The 16347-nt window shown below is 65.6% G+C and carries 17 protein-coding genes; 11 read left to right on the top strand and 6 right to left on the bottom strand.

Translation table 11 applies throughout. The features are described 5' to 3' along the window. The 5 genes from BM118_RS39565 to BM118_RS39585 all read left to right on the top strand — a co-directional run. Positions 1 to 239: response regulator (locus BM118_RS39565; RefSeq protein ID WP_143099601.1), on the top strand; the 239-nt coding region annotated here is incomplete at its 5' end. A gap of 24 nt (positions 240 to 263) precedes the next feature. Further along, the gene (locus BM118_RS39570; protein ID WP_027549547.1) at positions 264 to 734 is read left to right on the top strand and encodes a chemotaxis protein CheW; all 471 of its coding nucleotides are present in this window, start codon (positions 264 to 266) and stop codon (positions 732 to 734) included. Between the two features lie 73 nt (positions 735 to 807). Next, entirely contained in the window at positions 808 to 1173 is a 366-nt protein-coding gene (locus BM118_RS39575) for a response regulator (RefSeq protein ID WP_007600538.1), read from the top strand. A gap of 75 nt (positions 1174 to 1248) precedes the next feature. Next, complete coding sequence (locus BM118_RS39580) at positions 1249 to 2460, top strand: protein-glutamate methylesterase/protein-glutamine glutaminase (protein WP_092193395.1); 1212 nt, start codon at positions 1249 to 1251, stop codon at positions 2458 to 2460. Continuing rightward, positions 2457 to 3329: a CheR family methyltransferase gene (locus BM118_RS39585; protein WP_092193397.1), complete on the top strand. Its 873-nt coding sequence runs from the start codon at positions 2457 to 2459 to the stop codon at positions 3327 to 3329. Before BM118_RS39580 ends, BM118_RS39585 begins: the two co-directional genes overlap by 4 nt. A 177-nt stretch (positions 3330 to 3506) precedes the next feature. On the opposite strand, the gene BM118_RS39590 is transcribed toward BM118_RS39585, so the two are convergent. The 4 genes from BM118_RS39590 to ctrA form a co-directional block, all read right to left on the bottom strand. Further along, on the bottom strand, positions 3507 to 4667 hold the full coding sequence (locus BM118_RS39590; RefSeq protein ID WP_092193399.1) for a glutathionylspermidine synthase family protein: 1161 nt from the start codon (positions 4665 to 4667) through the stop codon (positions 3507 to 3509). Positions 4668 to 4670: 3 nt separating this feature from the next. Then, entirely contained in the window at positions 4671 to 5069 is a 399-nt protein-coding gene (locus BM118_RS42515) for a hypothetical protein (RefSeq protein WP_092193401.1), read from the bottom strand. A gap of 1 nt (position 5070) precedes the next feature. Continuing rightward, on the bottom strand, positions 5071 to 5475 hold the full coding sequence (locus tag BM118_RS39600; RefSeq protein WP_092193441.1) for a DUF350 domain-containing protein: 405 nt from the start codon (positions 5473 to 5475) through the stop codon (positions 5071 to 5073). Positions 5476 to 5647: 172 nt separating this feature from the next. Continuing rightward, positions 5648 to 6349: a response regulator transcription factor CtrA gene (gene ctrA, locus BM118_RS39605; RefSeq protein ID WP_008138878.1), complete on the bottom strand. Its 702-nt coding sequence runs from the start codon at positions 6347 to 6349 to the stop codon at positions 5648 to 5650. Positions 6350 to 6779: 430 nt separating this feature from the next. Between ctrA and fliI the strand changes: the two genes are divergently transcribed. The 6 genes from fliI (at position 6780) to BM118_RS39635 (ending at position 13147) form a co-directional block, all read left to right on the top strand. After that, the gene (fliI, locus tag BM118_RS39610) at positions 6780 to 8105 is read left to right on the top strand and encodes a flagellar protein export ATPase FliI (protein WP_092193403.1); all 1326 of its coding nucleotides are present in this window, start codon (positions 6780 to 6782) and stop codon (positions 8103 to 8105) included. A 121-nt stretch (positions 8106 to 8226) separates the two neighbouring features. Beyond that, positions 8227 to 8646 carry a flagellar export protein FliJ gene (fliJ, locus tag BM118_RS39615; RefSeq protein WP_011084990.1) on the top strand — a complete coding sequence of 140 codons (420 nt, stop codon included), beginning with the start codon at positions 8227 to 8229 and terminating at the stop codon, positions 8644 to 8646. Positions 8647 to 8827: 181 nt separating this feature from the next. Further along, a complete protein-coding gene (locus tag BM118_RS39620; RefSeq protein ID WP_092193405.1) occupies positions 8828 to 9373 on the top strand; it encodes a sigma-70 family RNA polymerase sigma factor in 546 nt (181 codons plus the stop codon). 52 nt (positions 9374 to 9425) lie between these two features. Then, complete coding sequence (locus BM118_RS39625) at positions 9426 to 10490, top strand: anti-sigma factor (RefSeq protein WP_092193407.1); 1065 nt, start codon at positions 9426 to 9428, stop codon at positions 10488 to 10490. Between the two features lie 352 nt (positions 10491 to 10842). Next, a complete protein-coding gene (locus BM118_RS39630; RefSeq protein ID WP_092193409.1) occupies positions 10843 to 11802 on the top strand; it encodes a helix-turn-helix transcriptional regulator in 960 nt (319 codons plus the stop codon). Positions 11803 to 11917: 115 nt separating this feature from the next. After that, on the top strand, positions 11918 to 13147 hold the full coding sequence (locus BM118_RS39635) for an NAD(P)/FAD-dependent oxidoreductase (RefSeq protein ID WP_092193411.1): 1230 nt from the start codon (positions 11918 to 11920) through the stop codon (positions 13145 to 13147). 356 nt (positions 13148 to 13503) lie between these two features. On the opposite strand, the gene BM118_RS39640 is transcribed toward BM118_RS39635, so the two are convergent. After that, positions 13504 to 13704, bottom strand: coding sequence for a hypothetical protein (locus BM118_RS39640; protein WP_092193413.1), 201 nt, complete (start codon positions 13702 to 13704; stop codon positions 13504 to 13506). A 294-nt stretch (positions 13705 to 13998) separates the two neighbouring features. Next, a complete protein-coding gene (flhA, locus tag BM118_RS39645; protein ID WP_177235097.1) occupies positions 13999 to 16140 on the bottom strand; it encodes a flagellar biosynthesis protein FlhA in 2142 nt (713 codons plus the stop codon). Positions 16141 to 16347 lie beyond the last annotated feature (207 nt).

The raw sequence follows: 16347 nt of genomic DNA on the forward strand, positions 1-16347 counted from the left end.
AGATGCCCGACATGAACGGGTTCGAGTTCGCCGAAGTGATCCGCTCCGACAACAATCTGGGCGCGATGCCGATCATCGGCCTGTCGGCGCTGGTGTCGCCGGCGGCGATCGAGCGCGGCCGTCAGGCCGGCTTCCACGACTATGTCGCCAAGTTCGACCGTCCCGGTCTGATCGCGGCGCTGAAGGAACAGACCGCGGGCGCCGCCGGCGCCTCCGAGCTGAGCCGGGCAGCGGCGTAACCAGCGGGATCAGGAGATACGCTTATGGCCAACAAGATGCAGACCACCGAAGGCGCCATGGTCGAATACGTCACCGCGATGATCGGCGGCCAGCTGTTCGGCCTGCCGATCTCCCGCGTCCAGGACGTGTTCATGCCCGAGCGCGTCACCCGCGTGCCGCTGTCCTCGCGCGAGATCGCCGGCGTCCTCAATTTGCGCGGCCGCATCGTCACCGTGGTCGACATGCGCGCCCGTCTCGGCCTGCCGCGGCCCGAGGACGGCAAGGTGCCGATGGCGGTCGGTGTCGACCTGCGCGGCGAATCCTATGGCCTCTTGATCGACCAGATCGGCGAGGTGCTGCGCCTGCCCGAGGACGGCAAGGAAGAGAACCCCGTCAACCTAGACCCCCGCATGGCCAAGCTCGCCGGCGGCGTCCACCGCCTCGACGGCCAGCTCATGGTCGTCCTCGACGTCGATCGCGTCCTCGAGCTCGCGCCCGAGATGATGGCAGCCTGATACGGCGGCATCGCCGCCGACGGACTTGCAATTGGAAGTGTCCCCGCAAAGGGGACAGGAAGCAGAGGTTCACATGCGAACTTGTCTCGTCGTTGATGATTCCAGCGTCATCCGCAAGGTTGCGCGCCGGATCCTGGAGGGCCTCGACTTCCAGATCCTCGAAGCCGAGGACGGTGAGAAGGCGCTGGAGGCCTGCAAGCGCGGCTTGCCCGACGCGGTGCTGCTCGACTGGAACATGCCCGTGATGGACGGCTACGAGTTTCTCGGCCATCTCCGGCGCATGCCCGGCGGCGACCAGCCCAAGGTGGTGTTCTGCACCACCGAGAACGACGTGGCGCACATCGCGCGCGCACTTCATGCCGGCGCCAACGAGTACATCATGAAGCCCTTCGACAAGGACATCGTGACGGCGAAGTTCCAGGAAGTCGGCCTGATCTGAGCGACCGTCCGGAGGCTGAACGGCTCCTTCGGCGTTTGTTTTCAACTGAACCGTTTCAGTCTGAGTTGGTGAGTAATGAGTGTTGCGTTCGCAGGTAATTCGACCACGGGCTCGTCGCGCGAAGCGGGGCCGCTGCGGGTGATGATCGTCGATGACTCCGTGGTCATCCGCGGTCTGATCTCGCGCTGGATCGGCGCCGAGCACGACATGGAGGTCGCAGCCTCGCTGCGTACCGGGCTCGAGGCGGTCAACCAGCTCGAACGCATCAATCCCGACGTTGCCGTGCTCGACATCGAAATGCCCGAGCTCGACGGCATCTCGGCGCTGCCGCAATTGCTGGCGAAGAAGCGCGATCTCGTCATCATCATGGCCTCGACGCTGACGCGCCGCAACGCGGAGATCAGCTTCAAGGCGCTGTCGCTCGGCGCGGCCGACTACATTCCGAAGCCGGAATCGACGCGCGAGGCGTCGGCCGCGGACACCTTCCATCACGACCTGATCCAGAAGATCCGTCACCTCGGCGCACGGCTGCGCCGGAGGCCCGCGGTTGCGAGCCCGCCGCTGGCGCCTGCGAGCCCAAGCTCGAGTGCAAGCCCCGCACCGGCTGTACGTGCACCGGCCGTCGCGCGGCCCGCCGCGCCCGCACCGGCCCTGCATGCGCCGTCGTCGGGGCCGCTGTCCACGCGCCCGTTCTCGACCCAGGCACCCAAGGTGCTGCTGATCGGCTCCTCGACCGGCGGACCGCAGGCGCTGATGGCCCTCGTCACCGAGTTCGGCCCGGTGATCGACCGCTTCCCGGTGCTGATCACCCAGCACATGCCGCCGACCTTCACCACCATTCTTGCCGAGCATCTGGCGCGTTCGAGCCGCCGGCCTGCAGCCGAGGCGGTCGACGGCGAGCCGGTGAAGCCGGGACGGATCTATCTCGCCCCCGGCGGCAAGCACATGCGCGTCGTGCGCAGCGGTGCGGACGTCGCGATCGCGCTCGACGACGGCCCCGCCGTCAATTTCTGCAAGCCGGCCGTCGATCCGCTCTTCACCTCCGCCATCGACATCTGGCACGGCGCCATTCTCTCCGTGATCCTGACGGGCATGGGCTCGGACGGCATGCGCGGCGGCAAGGACATCGTTGCCGCCGGCGGCAGCGTGATCGCACAGGACGAAGCCTCCAGCGTCGTCTGGGGCATGCCGGGCGCGGCCGCCCATGCCGGCATCTGCGCGGCGATCCTGCCGCTCAACCAGATCGGCGCCAAGGTCAACCGCCTGTTCGCGGGAGACCGCTCGTGACGCCGGTTGACTACGAGTATCTGCGCAAGTTCCTGAAAGAGCGCTCCGGCCTCGATCTCTCCGCCGACAAGCAGTATCTGGTCGAGAGCCGGCTGCTGCCGCTCGCCCGCAAGGCAAGCCTGCCCGGCATCCCCGATCTCGTGCTGAAGATCAGGAACGGTGACGGCCGGCTTGCGACCGACGTGGTCGAAGCGATGACCACCAACGAGACCTTCTTCTACCGCGACAAGATCCCGTTCGATCATCTGCGTGAGACCATCCTGCCGGGCCTGATCCAGGCGCGCGCCGCGCGCAAATCGCTGCGCATCTGGTCGGCGGCGTCGTCGACGGGGCAGGAGCCCTATTCGATCGCGATGTGCCTGAAGGAGATGGGTGCGGCCCTGGCCGGCTGGCGCATCGAGATCGTCGCCACCGACCTGTCGCAGGAGGTGCTGGAGAAATCCAGGGCCGGCGTCTACAGCCAGTTCGAGGTGCAGCGCGGCCTGCCGATCCAGCATCTGATGAAGTACTTCACGCAAGTCGGCGAGCTCTGGCAGCTCAATGCCGACATTCGCGCGATGGTGCAGTTCCGCCAGCTCAATCTGTTGCAGGACTTCTCCCATCTCGGCACGTTCGACGTGATCTTCTGCCGCAACGTGCTGATCTATTTCGACCAGGACACCAAGGCGGTGATCTTCGAGCGCATGGCGAAGGGGCTGGAAGCCGACGGCACGCTGCTGCTTGGTGCCGCCGAATCCGTCGTCGGCATCACCGACGCTTTCCGTCCCGTCACCGAGCGCCGCGGTCTCTATCAGCTCAACCCGGCGCGCTCCGGCCGCCCCATGGGCGGATTGATGCCGCAGCCGCTGAAGATTGCTGCGGCAAGGTGATCTTTCTTCCTTCTCCCCTTGTGGGAGAAGGTGGCGCGCGTAGCGCGCCGGATGAGGGGTTGCTTCCGCGAGCTCTCATGTGAGAAATTCGCTCGCGGAGAGAGATCCCTCACCCGTCTCGCCGCTATCGCGGCGAGCCACCCTCTCCCACAAGGGGAGAGGGGAAGTGACCGTCCCTCACAAGATCGCATGCGGCAGAAACCGCGAGCCGTTGCCGGTGATCGCACTCTCGTCTTCGCGGATCGACAGGCCGCAGGGTTCGTGGTTCACGAGCCAGCTTCCGATCACCGGATAGAAGCCCGAGAAGTTCGGTAGTGGCGAGAGCGCCTGCCGCACGAAGCCTTCTGCACCATAGGGACCTGCATGCTCGTCGAGCGGCATTCCGCCGGAGACCAGCGTGACGTTGGCGCCTTCGCGCGACAGCAGCGGCTTGCGCACATAGGAGCTGCCGAGCTCGGCTGCGCGCGCGTCGTCCTCGAAGAAGGCGGGCAGCAGATTGGGATGGTTCGGAAACATCTCCCAGAGCAGCGGCAGGATGCCCTTGTTGGAGAGCACTGCCTTCCATGGCGGCTCGATCCAGCGCGTCGGCGCGCCGTCAAGCTTTGCGCCGAAGACGTCGTGAAACATCCATTCCCACGGATAGAGCTTGAAGGCGAGTGCGATGTCGCTGTTATCGAGATCGACGAAGCCGCCGCCGTCGTCGCGCCAGCCGATCGCTTCAATGTCGAGCAGCGTGGTCGATAGCCCCGCCTGGCGCGCGGTGTCCTCGAGATAGGCCAGCGTGCCCGCGTCCTCCTCGTTGCCGGTGGTACCGGTGAGATGGACATGGCGGCCTGCGGCAATCTCCTTCCAGGCTTCGATCAGCCGCTCGTGGATGGAGTTGAACTGGTCTGCGCGCACCGGGATGATGCGGCGTTCGATCGCCTGCTCGAGCCAGGTCCATTGGAATACGGCGGCCTCGAAGATCGAGGTCGGCGTATCCGCGTTGTATTCGAGCAGCTTTGCCGGCCCCTTGCCGTCGAACTTCAGGTCGAGCCGGCCGTAGAGGCTGCGGTCGTCCCGCTCCCAGCTCTCGGCGATCAGGCTCCAGAATGCCTCCGGAATCTTGAGACGTCGCAGATGCCGCTCGTCGCCGATGACGCGGCCGGCCAGCTCCAGGCACATCGCGTCGATCTCGCCGGTCGGCGTCTCGATGCCGCGCTCGATCTCGTCGAGGGTGAAGGCGTAATAGGCGCGCTCGTCCCAATAGCGCTCGCCGCCGTTGGTGTGGAAGACGAAGCCGCATTGCGCCGCGGTCTCTCGCCAGTCGTCGCGCTCGAGGCAGGTGATGCGCCGCATGGATCAGCCCCCGCCCGAGAAGCCGTGGCCAAACGAGCCGAAGCCGCCGCGGCTCACGCTGCTGTGGCCGGAATCGGACGACGTTCCCGAGGAGGAATGGCTGGAGGAGTCGCTGCTGAAGAAACTCGATCGCGACGATGAGCCCGAGCCGCCGCTGCCGCCGGAGGAACTGCTTCTGCTGCTGCTGCACGTGGTGCTCGTCTGCGCCGCCGCTTCCGTTCCGGCAGGCGGCGGTTCGCAATTCTGCCGCGGCATCAGCGTGTAGGCGGTGGTGCCGACCGCGATCGTGCCCATCACGAGGAGGGCGACATGGCCGGAGCGCTTCACCGGCGCCCGCGATGTGGGCGGCACCGGCGCCGGCCGGCGCTTGCCGAACTGCTTGCTGGTGGGTTTGTCGGCCATGTCAGTAGATCATGCAGGCGGCGTTCAACAGGCCGGCCGCGAGCGAGGACAGCCCGAGCCAGATCGCCGGGGCAAGCTCGCCGGCGGCGATCCGCGCCGACAGGTTCGGCACCGGGACCTTCACGAGAAAGAACACGATGACCTGGACGATCAGGGCGATCACCGCCCAGATCAGGCAGTCCAGCACATTGGCCGAATGCGCGATGGCGCTGACCAGCGGTGCCACGAAGCCGAGCAGGCTGAGGCCGAGCGAGATCGCCGCGGCCGGCTCGTTGTCGCGGATGAGCTGGAACTCGTTGTACGGGGTGATGCGGGTGTAGACGAACAGATACGCCACGATCGCGATCAGCCCGGTGCAGAAATAGACCAGGAAGGCAGGCAGGCCGGCGAGTGATTGCAGGATCATCGTTCCCCCATCGTGCAGCGACCATTCGTCGGCGGGGAAAGGATAGCGGTTCAACGGCGGAAGGGCGATGAAGCCGCGTTCGCGTCCCCCAAAAAACAAAACCCCGCCATTTGCGGCGGGGTCCAGGCTGGGAGGAGCAAGCCCCGAAGGGCTCGCGACGTAAACGTAAGGATCAGGCGGGGATGCGCTCTTCGTGCTCGTGCGGCTCGCGCAGCACGTAGCCGCGCCCCCACACGGTCTCGATGAAATTGCGGCCTTCGGAGGCGTTGGCGAGCTTCTTGCGCAGCTTGCAGATGAAGACGTCGATGATCTTCAGCTCGGGCTCGTCCATGCCGCCATAGAGATGGTTGAGGAACATTTCCTTGGTGAGGGTCGTGCCCTTGCGCAAGCTGAGCAGCTCCAGCATCTGGTATTCCTTGCCGGTCAGATGCACGCGCTGGCCGCCGACTTCGACCGTCTTGGTGTCGAGGTTGACGACGAGGTCGCCGGTCTGGATGACCGATTGGGCATGGCCCTTGGAGCGGCGCACGATCGCGTGGATGCGGGCCACCAGCTCGTCCTTGTGGAAGGGCTTGGTCATGTAGTCGTCGGCGCCGACGCCGAGACCCTTGACCTTGTCCTCGATGCCGGCGAGGCCGGAGAGGATCAGAATCGGGGTCTTGATCTTGGAGACCCGGAGTTGCTTGAGCACGTCGTAGCCCGACATGTCAGGCAGGTTGAGGTCGAGAAGGATAATGTCGTAATCGTATAATTTACCGAGATCGACGCCTTCTTCCCCCAAATCGGTCGTGTAGACGTTGAAGCTCTCAGACTTCAGCATCAGCTCGATCGACTGCGCGACGGCGCTGTCATCTTCAATCAGCAAAACGCGCATGCCAGTTCCCCATAGTCGCCGCTCCTGGGCGTCAGGTCGGCCGCATTCGCGGCACTCAACAAAACGCCTTTGAACAACTGATTCGGATCCTGACAACAGATGGTTAACAAATCCTGATTCTGGAACGCAAGTCCCCCCGGTGCAATTTTTGTCGAATCGCCCTAAGGTCTTGCGGAAGAAGCAGCTTTCGTTATCCGGCTCCGTTCAAGTTCCACTTTAAGAGACGGGTCTAACCGACTCCCGCGACTCAGCCTTCTTCTGAAGGGGAGTCACGCTCAGTCACAAAGACAGTGACGCAATGATTAACGATGCGGGTAAACACGAAGTTAAGCGCCGTTCAGAAATATGGCGAAACTTAAGAGTTTCCCCGTGAAGGCCCGGGGTCACGAATATCCTCTTATGAAGGCGCGCGCCTGATGAAGGCCCTCCTATGAAGGCTTTGGCCGAACAGATCGGCGATATCGACGGCATCAATATCTATGGCCGTGTGGTCGGTGTGCGCGGCCTGATGGTCGAGGTGGCCGGCCCGATCCATGCGATGTCGGTCGGCGCGCGGCTCGTGATCGAGACCGGCGCCAACCGTTCCATCCCCTGCGAGGTGATCGGCTTCTCCGGCAACAATGCTGTCGTGATGCCGTTCGCCGGCCTCGATGGTGTGCGCCGCGGCTGCAAGGCGGTCATCGCCAATGCCGCCAATCAGGTGCGACCCTCGGCGGCCTGGCTCGGCCGTGTCGTCAACGCGCTGGGCGAGCCGATCGACGGCAAGGGGCCGTTGCCGCAGGGGTCCTCGCCGATGCCGTTCCGCAATACGCCGCCGCCGGCGCATTCGCGCAAGCGCGTCGGAGCGCCGCTCGATCTCGGCGTGCGCGCGATGAACACGTTTCTCACCTGCTGCCGCGGCCAGCGCATGGGCATCTTCGCAGGCTCCGGCGTCGGCAAATCGGTGCTGCTGTCGATGCTGGCGCGCAACGTGGACGCCGCCGTCAGCGTCATTGGGCTGATCGGCGAACGCGGCCGCGAGGTTCAGGAATTCTTGCAGGACGATCTCGGCGAGGAGGGCCTGGCGCGCTCCGTCGTCGTGGTCGCAACCTCGGACGAGCCGGCGCTGATGCGCCGCCAGGCCGCCTATCTGACACTTGCGGTCGCCGAATATTTTCGCGACGAGGATCAGGACGTGCTCTGCCTGATGGACTCGGTGACGCGCTTCGCCATGGCCCAGCGCGAGATCGGTCTGTCCGCCGGCGAGCCGCCGACCGCCAAGGGCTATACGCCGACCGTGTTCACCGAGCTACCGAAGCTGCTGGAGCGTGCCGGGCCGGGCCTGGGCGAGGGCGCGATCACCGCGATCTTCACGGTGCTGGTCGACGGCGACGACCACAACGAGCCGATCGCCGACGCCGTCCGCGGCATCCTCGACGGCCACATCGTGATGCAGCGCTCGATCGCCGAGCGCGGCCGCTACCCCGCCATCAACATCCTCAAATCCGTCTCCCGCACCATGCCGAAATCGGCCGATCCGCAGTTCTGGCCGACCATCCAGAAGGCGCGGGCGGTGATGGCGACCTATGCCGACATGGAGGAATTGATCCGGCTGGGCGCCTACCGGGCCGGCTCCAGCCCCGAGGTCGACGAGGCGATCCGCCTGCACGAGCCCCTGGAAGCCTTCCTGCGCCAGCGCAAGGACGAAAATGCCTCGCTGGCGGACGGCTACCGCCAGTTGGAGCAAATCCTCGGTAATTTGGAAACGGAACGCTAACTTTGTCAGGTCATCATCCGCTCTCACAGAGTAGCAGAGCCGGTCTTGGCCCCAATTGGGCCTGTGGGGAGACCGGTGTTGTCCCACGTGCAGCCAGGGGACTTCTGGGGAGTACGAGTCGATGAAGTCACGTGATACCCTCATCCGCCTGAAGAAGTTTCAGGTCGACGAGAAGCGCCGCCGGGTCACCCAGATCGAGACCATGATCGCCGACTTCCAGCGGATGTCGGTCGATCTCGAACGCGAGATCCAGACCGAGCAGGAGCGTGCCGGGATCAACGATCCCTCGCACTTCGCCTATCCGACCTATGCCAAGGCCGCGATCCAGCGCCGTGAGAACCTGACCCGCTCGGCCGACGAGCTCAAGGGCCAGCTCGACGAAGCCAAGGCCGCGCTGGCCGAGGCCTTCGAGGAGCTGAAGAAGGTCGAGCTCCTCGACGAGCGCGACCAGGCCCGCGAACGCGCCGAGGAAAACGCCCGCGAGCAGGCCGACCTCGACAGCATCGGCCTGATGCGGGCCCGCATCGGCGCCGTCGCCTGATGCGCTAGCAGCCAGACCGCGGAAAATTTGCAGAACCCGGACCCGCAAGGTCCGGGTTTTCGTATGTGCTGTCCACAGCGCGGCGCCACGCCCCTTGGTGGTCGGCTTTGCCACGCGCTATGGTAGTGCAGTGCCGGGGCCTGCGCGGAACGCGCCCGAGCCTACGCGTTGGGGGGGCTGAATGCTGACGCCAGCAGAGCTGGTCGGGCTGATTGAGGCGGTGGCGAAGGGCGATCAGGCCGCGTTCGAGCGCCTTTACGTCGCCACGCGCGCGAAACTCTATGGCGTCGTGCTCCGTATCTTGCGCCGGCAGGATATTGCAGAGGAAGTCATTCAGGAGGCCTACGTCAAGATCTGGAACAGCGCCGGCCAGTTCAATCCGGCCCTGTCGTCGCCGATCACGTGGATGGCGTCGATCGCGCGCAACCGTGCGATCGATATCGTGCGCAAGAAGTCGGAAGTCTCCATCGAGGAAGAGCCTCAGGCGATGGAGGTTGCAGCCGACAGTCCCGATCCGCTGGCGCGCCGGGAGATGACCGAGGAGCTGAAGCGGCTCCTGGAATGTATCGGCCGGCTCGAGCCGGACCGTCAGAGGCTCGTGCTTCTCGCCTATTACAACGGCTGGAGCCGCGAGCAATTGGCGGAGAAATTCGCCGCGCCCGTCAACACGGTGAAGACGTGGCTGCGGCGCAGCATGTTGGATATCCGCGAGTGCCTTGGACTATGAAGGCTTGGATTATGAGGGTTTATGCTGTGAGGGTGGTTCTGGACTGCAAGTGATGGCCTACACGGAGGACCATATCGCGCTCGCCGCGGAATATGCGCTCGGCACCCTCGATGCCGACGAGCGCGTGCAGGTCGAGACCATGATGGCGGTGGACAAGGAATTCGCCGACGTCGTTCAGTCCTGGGCCTACCGGCTCGGCGTCCTCAACCAGATGGTCGGCACGATCGAGCCGCGTCCGATCGTGTGGGAGAACATCAGGTCCGAGCTCGCGCGGACGGGCTTCGCGCAGGAGCCCCCCGCGCTGTCCGAAGCCTCGCCGCCGCCACCACCACCTGTACCGAAGACGTCCTCGTTCGAAGCCGTCACGCCGGAAACGTCATCGGACCGCACGGAGCAACCGGAGCCGCAGCTTTCCGAAGCCGCCGAGCCCGAAACCGCGCGACCGCCGTCCGATGCGCTTTCCGACGTCGCGCCGATCTTCATGCCGCAGGTCCATGCGCCCGATCCGGACGTCGCGCGCGCGCCGCCGGCGCCGGTCGTGGACAACACCAATGTGATCCGGCTCGAGGGCCGCGTGAAGCGCTGGCGCTCGATCGCATCCGCCGTCGGCGCGCTTGCGGCAGCGCTGCTGGTGACGCTGTCGCTTCAGATCTTCCTGCCCGATGCGCTGCCCGGCAGCTTGCGCCCTGCACCGCGCATCCAGACGGTCGAGGTGAAGACACCGGCGCCCCTCGCGGCGTCTTCGCAATATGTCGCGCTGTTGCAGGGCCCGGCCGGCGGCCCGGCCTTCATCCTCACCATCGACGGCGCGACGCGGAATTTCACCGTGCGCAAGGTCGGCGCGACGCCGGAGCCCGGCAAGAGCTTCGAGCTCTGGCTGATCTCCGACAAGCTGCCGCGCCCGCGCTCGCTCGGTGTGATCGGCGGCGGCGACTTCACCGCGCGTCCGCTGCTCGCCTCCTACGATGCCGACGTCGTCAACGGCGCGACTTACGCCGTCACCGTCGAGCAGGCCGGCGGCTCGCCCAGCGGCCAGCCGACCTCGGCGCCGGTATTTACCGGCAAGCTGATCGAGACCGTGCCGCCGTCCCAGCCGCAAGCGCCCGCGAAGAAGTAGATTTCCATCGTCGTCCTGGCGAAAGCCAGGACCCATTACCCCAAGAGCTTGTTGCAAGAGTGGGCTGTGGCCACACGGGCGAGCAACCAATCAATCCTGTGGTAATGGGTCCTGGATCGGCGCTCGCTCCGCTCGCTGGTCCAGGACGACATTTAAGGGCATTGGGCGCTTCACCATCGTCGCGGCAACGCCTGATCGACGTTTGTCGCCCCGGTCCGCCCCGTCGTCGCATTCCGACAATCCCGGCCAAATCCAGCCCCGATTTGAACCTCTCCGCAATTGGCGGCGTCAAATGCCCGGAATTTGCAGTCGGCGCCGCCGATCATGGTGCCGGAGAGGGGCGAGAAATCAAATGGATGCAGCGAAAACGCCGGGCATCTTCGTTCACCAATATGCGGGCCTGCCGCAAGGCGCGGCCTTCGAACATTGGCGCGATCGGGCCTTCGGGGCCTGCGGTCTCGACATCGGGCCGAGCCATGGCGACAGCATCGATTGCCGGCTCCAGATCAGCGTGGTCGACAACATCGCGCTGGCCATTCCCGAAGGCGCTTCCGCGCAATATTCACGTAACCAGAGCCACCTTGCCGACGGCAGCGACGATCTCGTCCTGATCGCGGCACATGCGGGCCTCGTCCGCGTCGGGCAGAACGGCCACACCGTCGAGCTCGCGCCGGCGCAGATGGTGCTCGTCGACATGGGCGTCACCGGCACCGTCGGCCACACCGACGAAAATCGCTTCACCACCATCCGCATGCCGCGCCGCGCGCTGCTCGACATCAATCCGCGCACCGAGGAGAAGCTGTCGCAAGTGCTCTGCGACGGTGCGGTCGCCGAAACCATCTTCCGCTACCATGCGCTCGCCGCCAATCACGGCCCGCATCTCGACGCCGTCGGCCAGCGCCTGACCGCGCAGCACATGGTCGATCTCGTCGGCCTCCTGCTCGGGACCGATGCCGAGCACGCAAGCCTCGCGCGCGGCCGCGGGCAGGCGGCGGCCCGTCTCGAGCTCATGCGCGCCGACGTGATGGCCGCACTTGGCCGCAACGATCTCTGCCTGTCGGAAGTCGCGACGCGCTCGGGCCTGAGCCCGCGCCAGGCGCAGCGCCTGTTCGAGCAGGCCGGCACCACCTTCACCGAATTCGTGCTGGAGCAGCGCCTGTTGCTGGCGCGCAAGCTGCTCGGCGATCCCCGCGCGAGGACGCGCAAGATCAGCGACATCGCGCATTCCTCGGGCTTCTCGGACCTGTCCTATTTCAACCGCGCCTTCCGCAAGCGCTTTGGTGCGACGCCGTCGGAACTGCGCGAGGCGTGAGCCGGGATTTTGTGCAGCGGCGCGCGCCGACACGGTTGGTCGGCAGGGGCTATTGAGCTATATCTGCCTGCGCGGGCAGACCGCAGGATTCCGTTGGAAAGCACAGTAGGCGGACATGGCGCGTATCGTCGTGCTCGGCGCCGGGTTTGCAGGCCTGTGGGCGGCCATCGGTGCTGCGCGCAAGCGCGACGAGATCGGCGCTGCCGGCCGCGACATCGAGATCCGCATCGTCGACCGCAATCCCTACCACAACATCCGGGTGCGCAACTACGAGCTCGACCTCAGCGAGGTCGCGCTTCCGCTCGGGCAATTGCTCGATCCGATCGGCGTCACTCACGGCCTCGGCGAGGTCGAAGCCATCGATCCGGCACGGCACGAGATCTCGCTGGTCACGAGCGACGGCGAGGAAACCTTGGGCTACGACCGGCTGGTGCTCGCGCTCGGCAGCGAGGTGATGCGTCCCGACATTCCGGGCCTTGCCGACCACGCCTTCGACGTCGACACCTACATTGCGGCCCTGCGCCTGGAGGATCATCTCGTCTCGCTCGGGCGCAGCGTGCCGTCGCCGGGGCGTTCGACGGTCGTGGTGGTCGGCGCCGGCTTTACCGGCATCGAGGTCGCGGCCGAGATGCCGGACCGGCTGGCGCGTGCCGGGATCACCGGCAGCCGCCGCATCATCCTGGTCGATCCCAATCCGACGGTCGGCGCCACCATCGGCGCGCATGCGCGTCCGGTCATCGAGACGGCGTTCTCGTCGCTCGACATCGAGACGCGCCTTGGCGCGCGTGTCGCATCGGTCGAGGCGGCCGGCGTGCATCTGAGCTCGGGCGAATTCATCGCGGCCCAGACGGTGATCTGGTGTGCCGGGCTACGCGCGAGCCGGCTGGCCGCGAGCTTTCCGGGCGGGCGCGATCGTCTTGGGCGCCTTCTGGTCGATCCGTTCATGCGAGTCGCTGATCTGCGTAGTGTGTTCGCGGCCGGCGACGTCGCCTCCAGCGTGGTCGACGGGCTGCATCCGACCGTGATGTCCTGCCAGTTCGCCCGCCCCATGGGCCGCTTCGCCGGCCACAATGTCGTGGCCGATCTCCTGCACCTGCCGATGCTGCCGCTGCGGATCGACTGGTACGTCACCGTCCTCGATCTCGGCAACTGGGGTGCGCTCTATACGGAGGGGTGGGACCGCGAGGTCCGCGCCGTCGGCGCGGCCGCGAAGGCGACGAAGCAGACCATCAACCGCAAGCGCATCTATCCGCCGCTCAGCGGGAGCAAGCAGGAGCTGTTCGCCGCTGCCGCGCCGACCGTGCAGGCGCCGCCGCCGACGTATGGGGTGGATAGGACGCGCTAGGAGTGCTCGTCTTCGATCGTTGTCTCGCGATCGCTCACGTCAATTTCGGTGTCATCGTCCGCCTTGTGCGCGATTGCGCACTGGGGCGGACGATCCAGTATTCCAGAGACAGCGAGGGATACGGAGGAGCCGCGGCGTACTGGATTCCCCGCCTTCGCGGGGAATGACGGCGGAGTTTGGAGGCGGCGGGCTCCCCTGCATCCGCAATCAAAACACCACCCCAGACATGAGAAAGCGCCCGTGGGGGGCGGGCGCTTTCTGTAGTCGACTTGGGGTTGGGGTCGTCTACATATCCACGTGGCGACTTTGGGGGGCTGGTAAAGAGCCGCGTGAATTCACAAAACTCGTCAATCTCCTTAGCGAACGAGGGACGCGTTCGAACTGGTGATAACGACCGGCTTGCCGGCCTTGATGACGCGAGCCGTCTGGGTCAGACCTTCATCCGAACCCGAGCGTGCGGTGATGCCGAAGCCTGCCACCGCGATCCCTGCGACGAGGGCAACGACCACGATCTTCAGATGGGTCGAGCGATCTGCGCTGTAGATCGAGTGGTTCATGGAAGCCTCCTGCCGCCATCTACCCGAAGTAGTCGCCAGCCCGTTCAGGCAGGTTCATGCTTCCGGTGCCCAACAACCTAGTATTGGGGGGATTCGTTCCCAAGGGGCGATCACAAGAGCGTGAAACGACGTGATAGATCGCGATCGAGGGCGATCTTCGATCGCTCAATTCTATAATTATTTCAAAGATGTAATGTGCTTGCTAGGCGTCTTGTCCGCATTTGGTCCACAAGGCGCCAAGAACCTAAAAACCATTTGCCTGTGGCCGAAAAACACACGGCTTCTTAAGGCAAATCAGATGCTTCCGACCGTTTTCAACCTCGCCCTGGGGTGGATTTCAGCCTGCGACAGCACGGTCGTCTGGGCACGGAACCGCTCGACGAGCGAGCGGACGAAGGGACGAATTGCCGCCGAGGTGACCAGCACCGGCGCCTCGCCTTCGCGCGCGGCGCGCTCGAACGCCTCGCGCACGGCGGTCATGAACTCCGACAGCTTCGAGGGCTGCATCGCGAGGCTCCGCTCCTCGCCCTGGCCGATGATGGATTCGGCGAAGGCCTGCTCCCAGCGCGCCGACAGCGCGATCAGCGGCAGATAGCCGTTGTAGGAGGTGTTCTGCGCGCAGATCTGCCGCGCCAGGCGGGCACGGACGTGCTCGACCATGGTGGCGGGATTGCGCGAGAAGGCGAGCGAGTCGGCGATGCCCTCGAGGATGGTGGAGAGATCGCGGATCGAGATGCGCTCGGCGAGCAGCAGCTGCAGCACGCGCTGGATGCCGGAGACCGTGACCTGTCCGGGGACGATGTCCTTGACCAGCTCGCTCTGCTCCTTCGGCAGCTCCTTGAGCAGCTTCTGCACCTCGCCATAGGAGAGCAGGTCCGACATGTTGGCCTTGAGCAGCTCGGTGAGGTGGGTCGAGAGCACGGTCGCGGCGTCGACCACGGTGTAGCCCTTGAGCGAAGCCTCTTCCTTGAGGCTGGCATCAACCCAGGTCGCGGGCAGGCCGAAGGTCGGCTCGGTGGTGTGGATGCCGGGCACCCGAACCTGGCTGCCGCCGGGGTCCATGACCATGAACTGGTTCGGCCAGATCTTGCCGGTGCCGGCGTCGACCTCCTTGATCTTGATGATGTAGGTGTTGGCTTCGAGCTGGACGTTGTCGAGGATGCGCACCGCCGGCATCACAAAGCCCATCTCGATCGCGAGCGAGCGGCGCAGCGCCTTGATCTGCTCGGTGAGGCGGTCGGTGCCATCGGGGCCGTTGACGAGCGGCAGCAGCGCATAGCCGAGCTCGATCTTGAGGTCGTCGATCTTCAGCGCCGCCGAGATCGGCTCTTCGGTCGCAGCCGCGCCCGGCGCACCGGGCGTACCGGCGGCGGGCGCGGCCTTGGCAGCTTCGTCAGCCTTGGCGGTTGCACGGTTGCGGTTGCGCGCGGTCCAGGCCAGCGCGCCGGCGCCGGCGCCGAGCGCGAGGAAGGGGATGGTCGGAATGCCCGGCAGCGCCGCCAGCACCAGCATCACGGCCGAGGACATCGCCAGCGCCTGCGGATAGCCGGAGAACTGCTTCATCAGCGCCTTGTCGGCGGCGCCGGAGACGCCGGCCTTGGAGACGAGCAGGCCGGCCGCGGTCGAGACGATCAGCGCCGGCACCTGGGTGACGAGGCCGTCACCGACGGTCAGCAGCGTGTAGCTGCGCCCGGCGTCGGCGAAGGACAGGCCCTGCTGCGCCACGCCGATGATCATGCCGCCGACGACGTTGATGAAGACGATCAGAAGGCCGGCGATGGCGTCGCCGCGAACGAATTTCGAGGCACCGTCCATGGCGCCGAAGAAGCCGCTCTCGTCCTCCAGCGCCTTGCGGCGCTCCTTGGCGACCTTCTCGTCGATCAGGCCGGCGGAGAGATCGGCGTCGATCGCCATCTGCTTGCCGGGCATGGCGTCGAGGTGGAAGCGCGCGGCGACTTCGGCGATGCGGCCCGAACCCTTGGTGATGACGACGAAGTTGACGATGATCAGGATGGCGAAGACGATGATGCCGATGACGAAATTTCCGCCCATCACGAAGCTGCCGAAGGCTTCGATGACGTGACCGGCGGCATCCGTGCCCTCGTGCCCGTGCGACAGGATCAGGCGGGTCGAGGCCATGTTAAGCGACAGCCGCAGCATGGTCGAGATCAGGAGGATGGTCGGGAAGGCGGAGAATTCCAGCGGCGCCTGGATGAACAGCGACGTCATCAGGATCAGGATCGAGAGCGTGATCGAGATCGCCAGGAACAGGTCCAGCACGATCGCGGGCAGCGGCAGGATCAGCACCACCAGGATGGTGAGGATGCCGAGCGCGAGCGCGATGTCGCCGCGCTTGAGGATGTTGACGATCTCGGCAAGGGTGGGGACGCCGGCGTTTGTGCCCCCTACGCCCTGTCCCGCGGTGACGTCGACCATGGTAGCTGCCTCCCCGCGCGACTGCCGGCCGCGCGCCCCAAACGTCTGCGCGGCGGCCGAAGGGCCGCCGTTCCGAAAGTGAGGCACCGCACTGGCGTCCACGGGGGACCTCCCGTTTTACGCGGCTGACGACACTCGACTTCACCCGGCAATTCTTGCCGGGTGTATGGTTAGCAAAGGGTTAACGAGGGGGGCGGCAGGAGGTCA

Source organism: Bradyrhizobium sp. cf659 (assembly GCF_900113725.1).
Taxonomy (GTDB): domain Bacteria; phylum Pseudomonadota; class Alphaproteobacteria; order Rhizobiales; family Xanthobacteraceae; genus Bradyrhizobium.

Excerpts from the sequence above, each read along its gene's own strand:
- BM118_RS39570 (WP_027549547.1), top strand. The coding sequence starts at position 264 with ATGGCCAACAAGATGCAGACCACCGAAGGCGCCATGGTCGAATACGTC.
- BM118_RS39575 (WP_007600538.1), top strand. The coding sequence starts at position 808 with ATGCGAACTTGTCTCGTCGTTGATGATTCCAGCGTCATCCGCAAGGTT.
- BM118_RS39580 (WP_092193395.1), top strand. The coding sequence starts at position 1,249 with ATGAGTGTTGCGTTCGCAGGTAATTCGACCACGGGCTCGTCGCGCGAA.
- BM118_RS39590 (WP_092193399.1), bottom strand. The coding sequence starts at position 4,667 with ATGCGGCGCATCACCTGCCTCGAGCGCGACGACTGGCGAGAGACCGCG.
- BM118_RS42515 (WP_092193401.1), bottom strand. The coding sequence starts at position 5,069 with ATGGCCGACAAACCCACCAGCAAGCAGTTCGGCAAGCGCCGGCCGGCG.
- BM118_RS39600 (WP_092193441.1), bottom strand. The coding sequence starts at position 5,475 with ATGATCCTGCAATCACTCGCCGGCCTGCCTGCCTTCCTGGTCTATTTC.
- ctrA (WP_008138878.1), bottom strand. The coding sequence starts at position 6,349 with ATGCGCGTTTTGCTGATTGAAGATGACAGCGCCGTCGCGCAGTCGATC.
- fliI (WP_092193403.1), top strand. The coding sequence starts at position 6,780 with ATGAAGGCTTTGGCCGAACAGATCGGCGATATCGACGGCATCAATATC.
- fliJ (WP_011084990.1), top strand. The coding sequence starts at position 8,227 with ATGAAGTCACGTGATACCCTCATCCGCCTGAAGAAGTTTCAGGTCGAC.
- BM118_RS39620 (WP_092193405.1), top strand. The coding sequence starts at position 8,828 with ATGCTGACGCCAGCAGAGCTGGTCGGGCTGATTGAGGCGGTGGCGAAG.
- BM118_RS39625 (WP_092193407.1), top strand. The coding sequence starts at position 9,426 with ATGGCCTACACGGAGGACCATATCGCGCTCGCCGCGGAATATGCGCTC.
- BM118_RS39630 (WP_092193409.1), top strand. The coding sequence starts at position 10,843 with ATGGATGCAGCGAAAACGCCGGGCATCTTCGTTCACCAATATGCGGGC.
- BM118_RS39635 (WP_092193411.1), top strand. The coding sequence starts at position 11,918 with ATGGCGCGTATCGTCGTGCTCGGCGCCGGGTTTGCAGGCCTGTGGGCG.
- BM118_RS39640 (WP_092193413.1), bottom strand. The coding sequence starts at position 13,704 with ATGAACCACTCGATCTACAGCGCAGATCGCTCGACCCATCTGAAGATC.
- flhA (WP_177235097.1), bottom strand. The coding sequence starts at position 16,140 with ATGGTCGACGTCACCGCGGGACAGGGCGTAGGGGGCACAAACGCCGGC.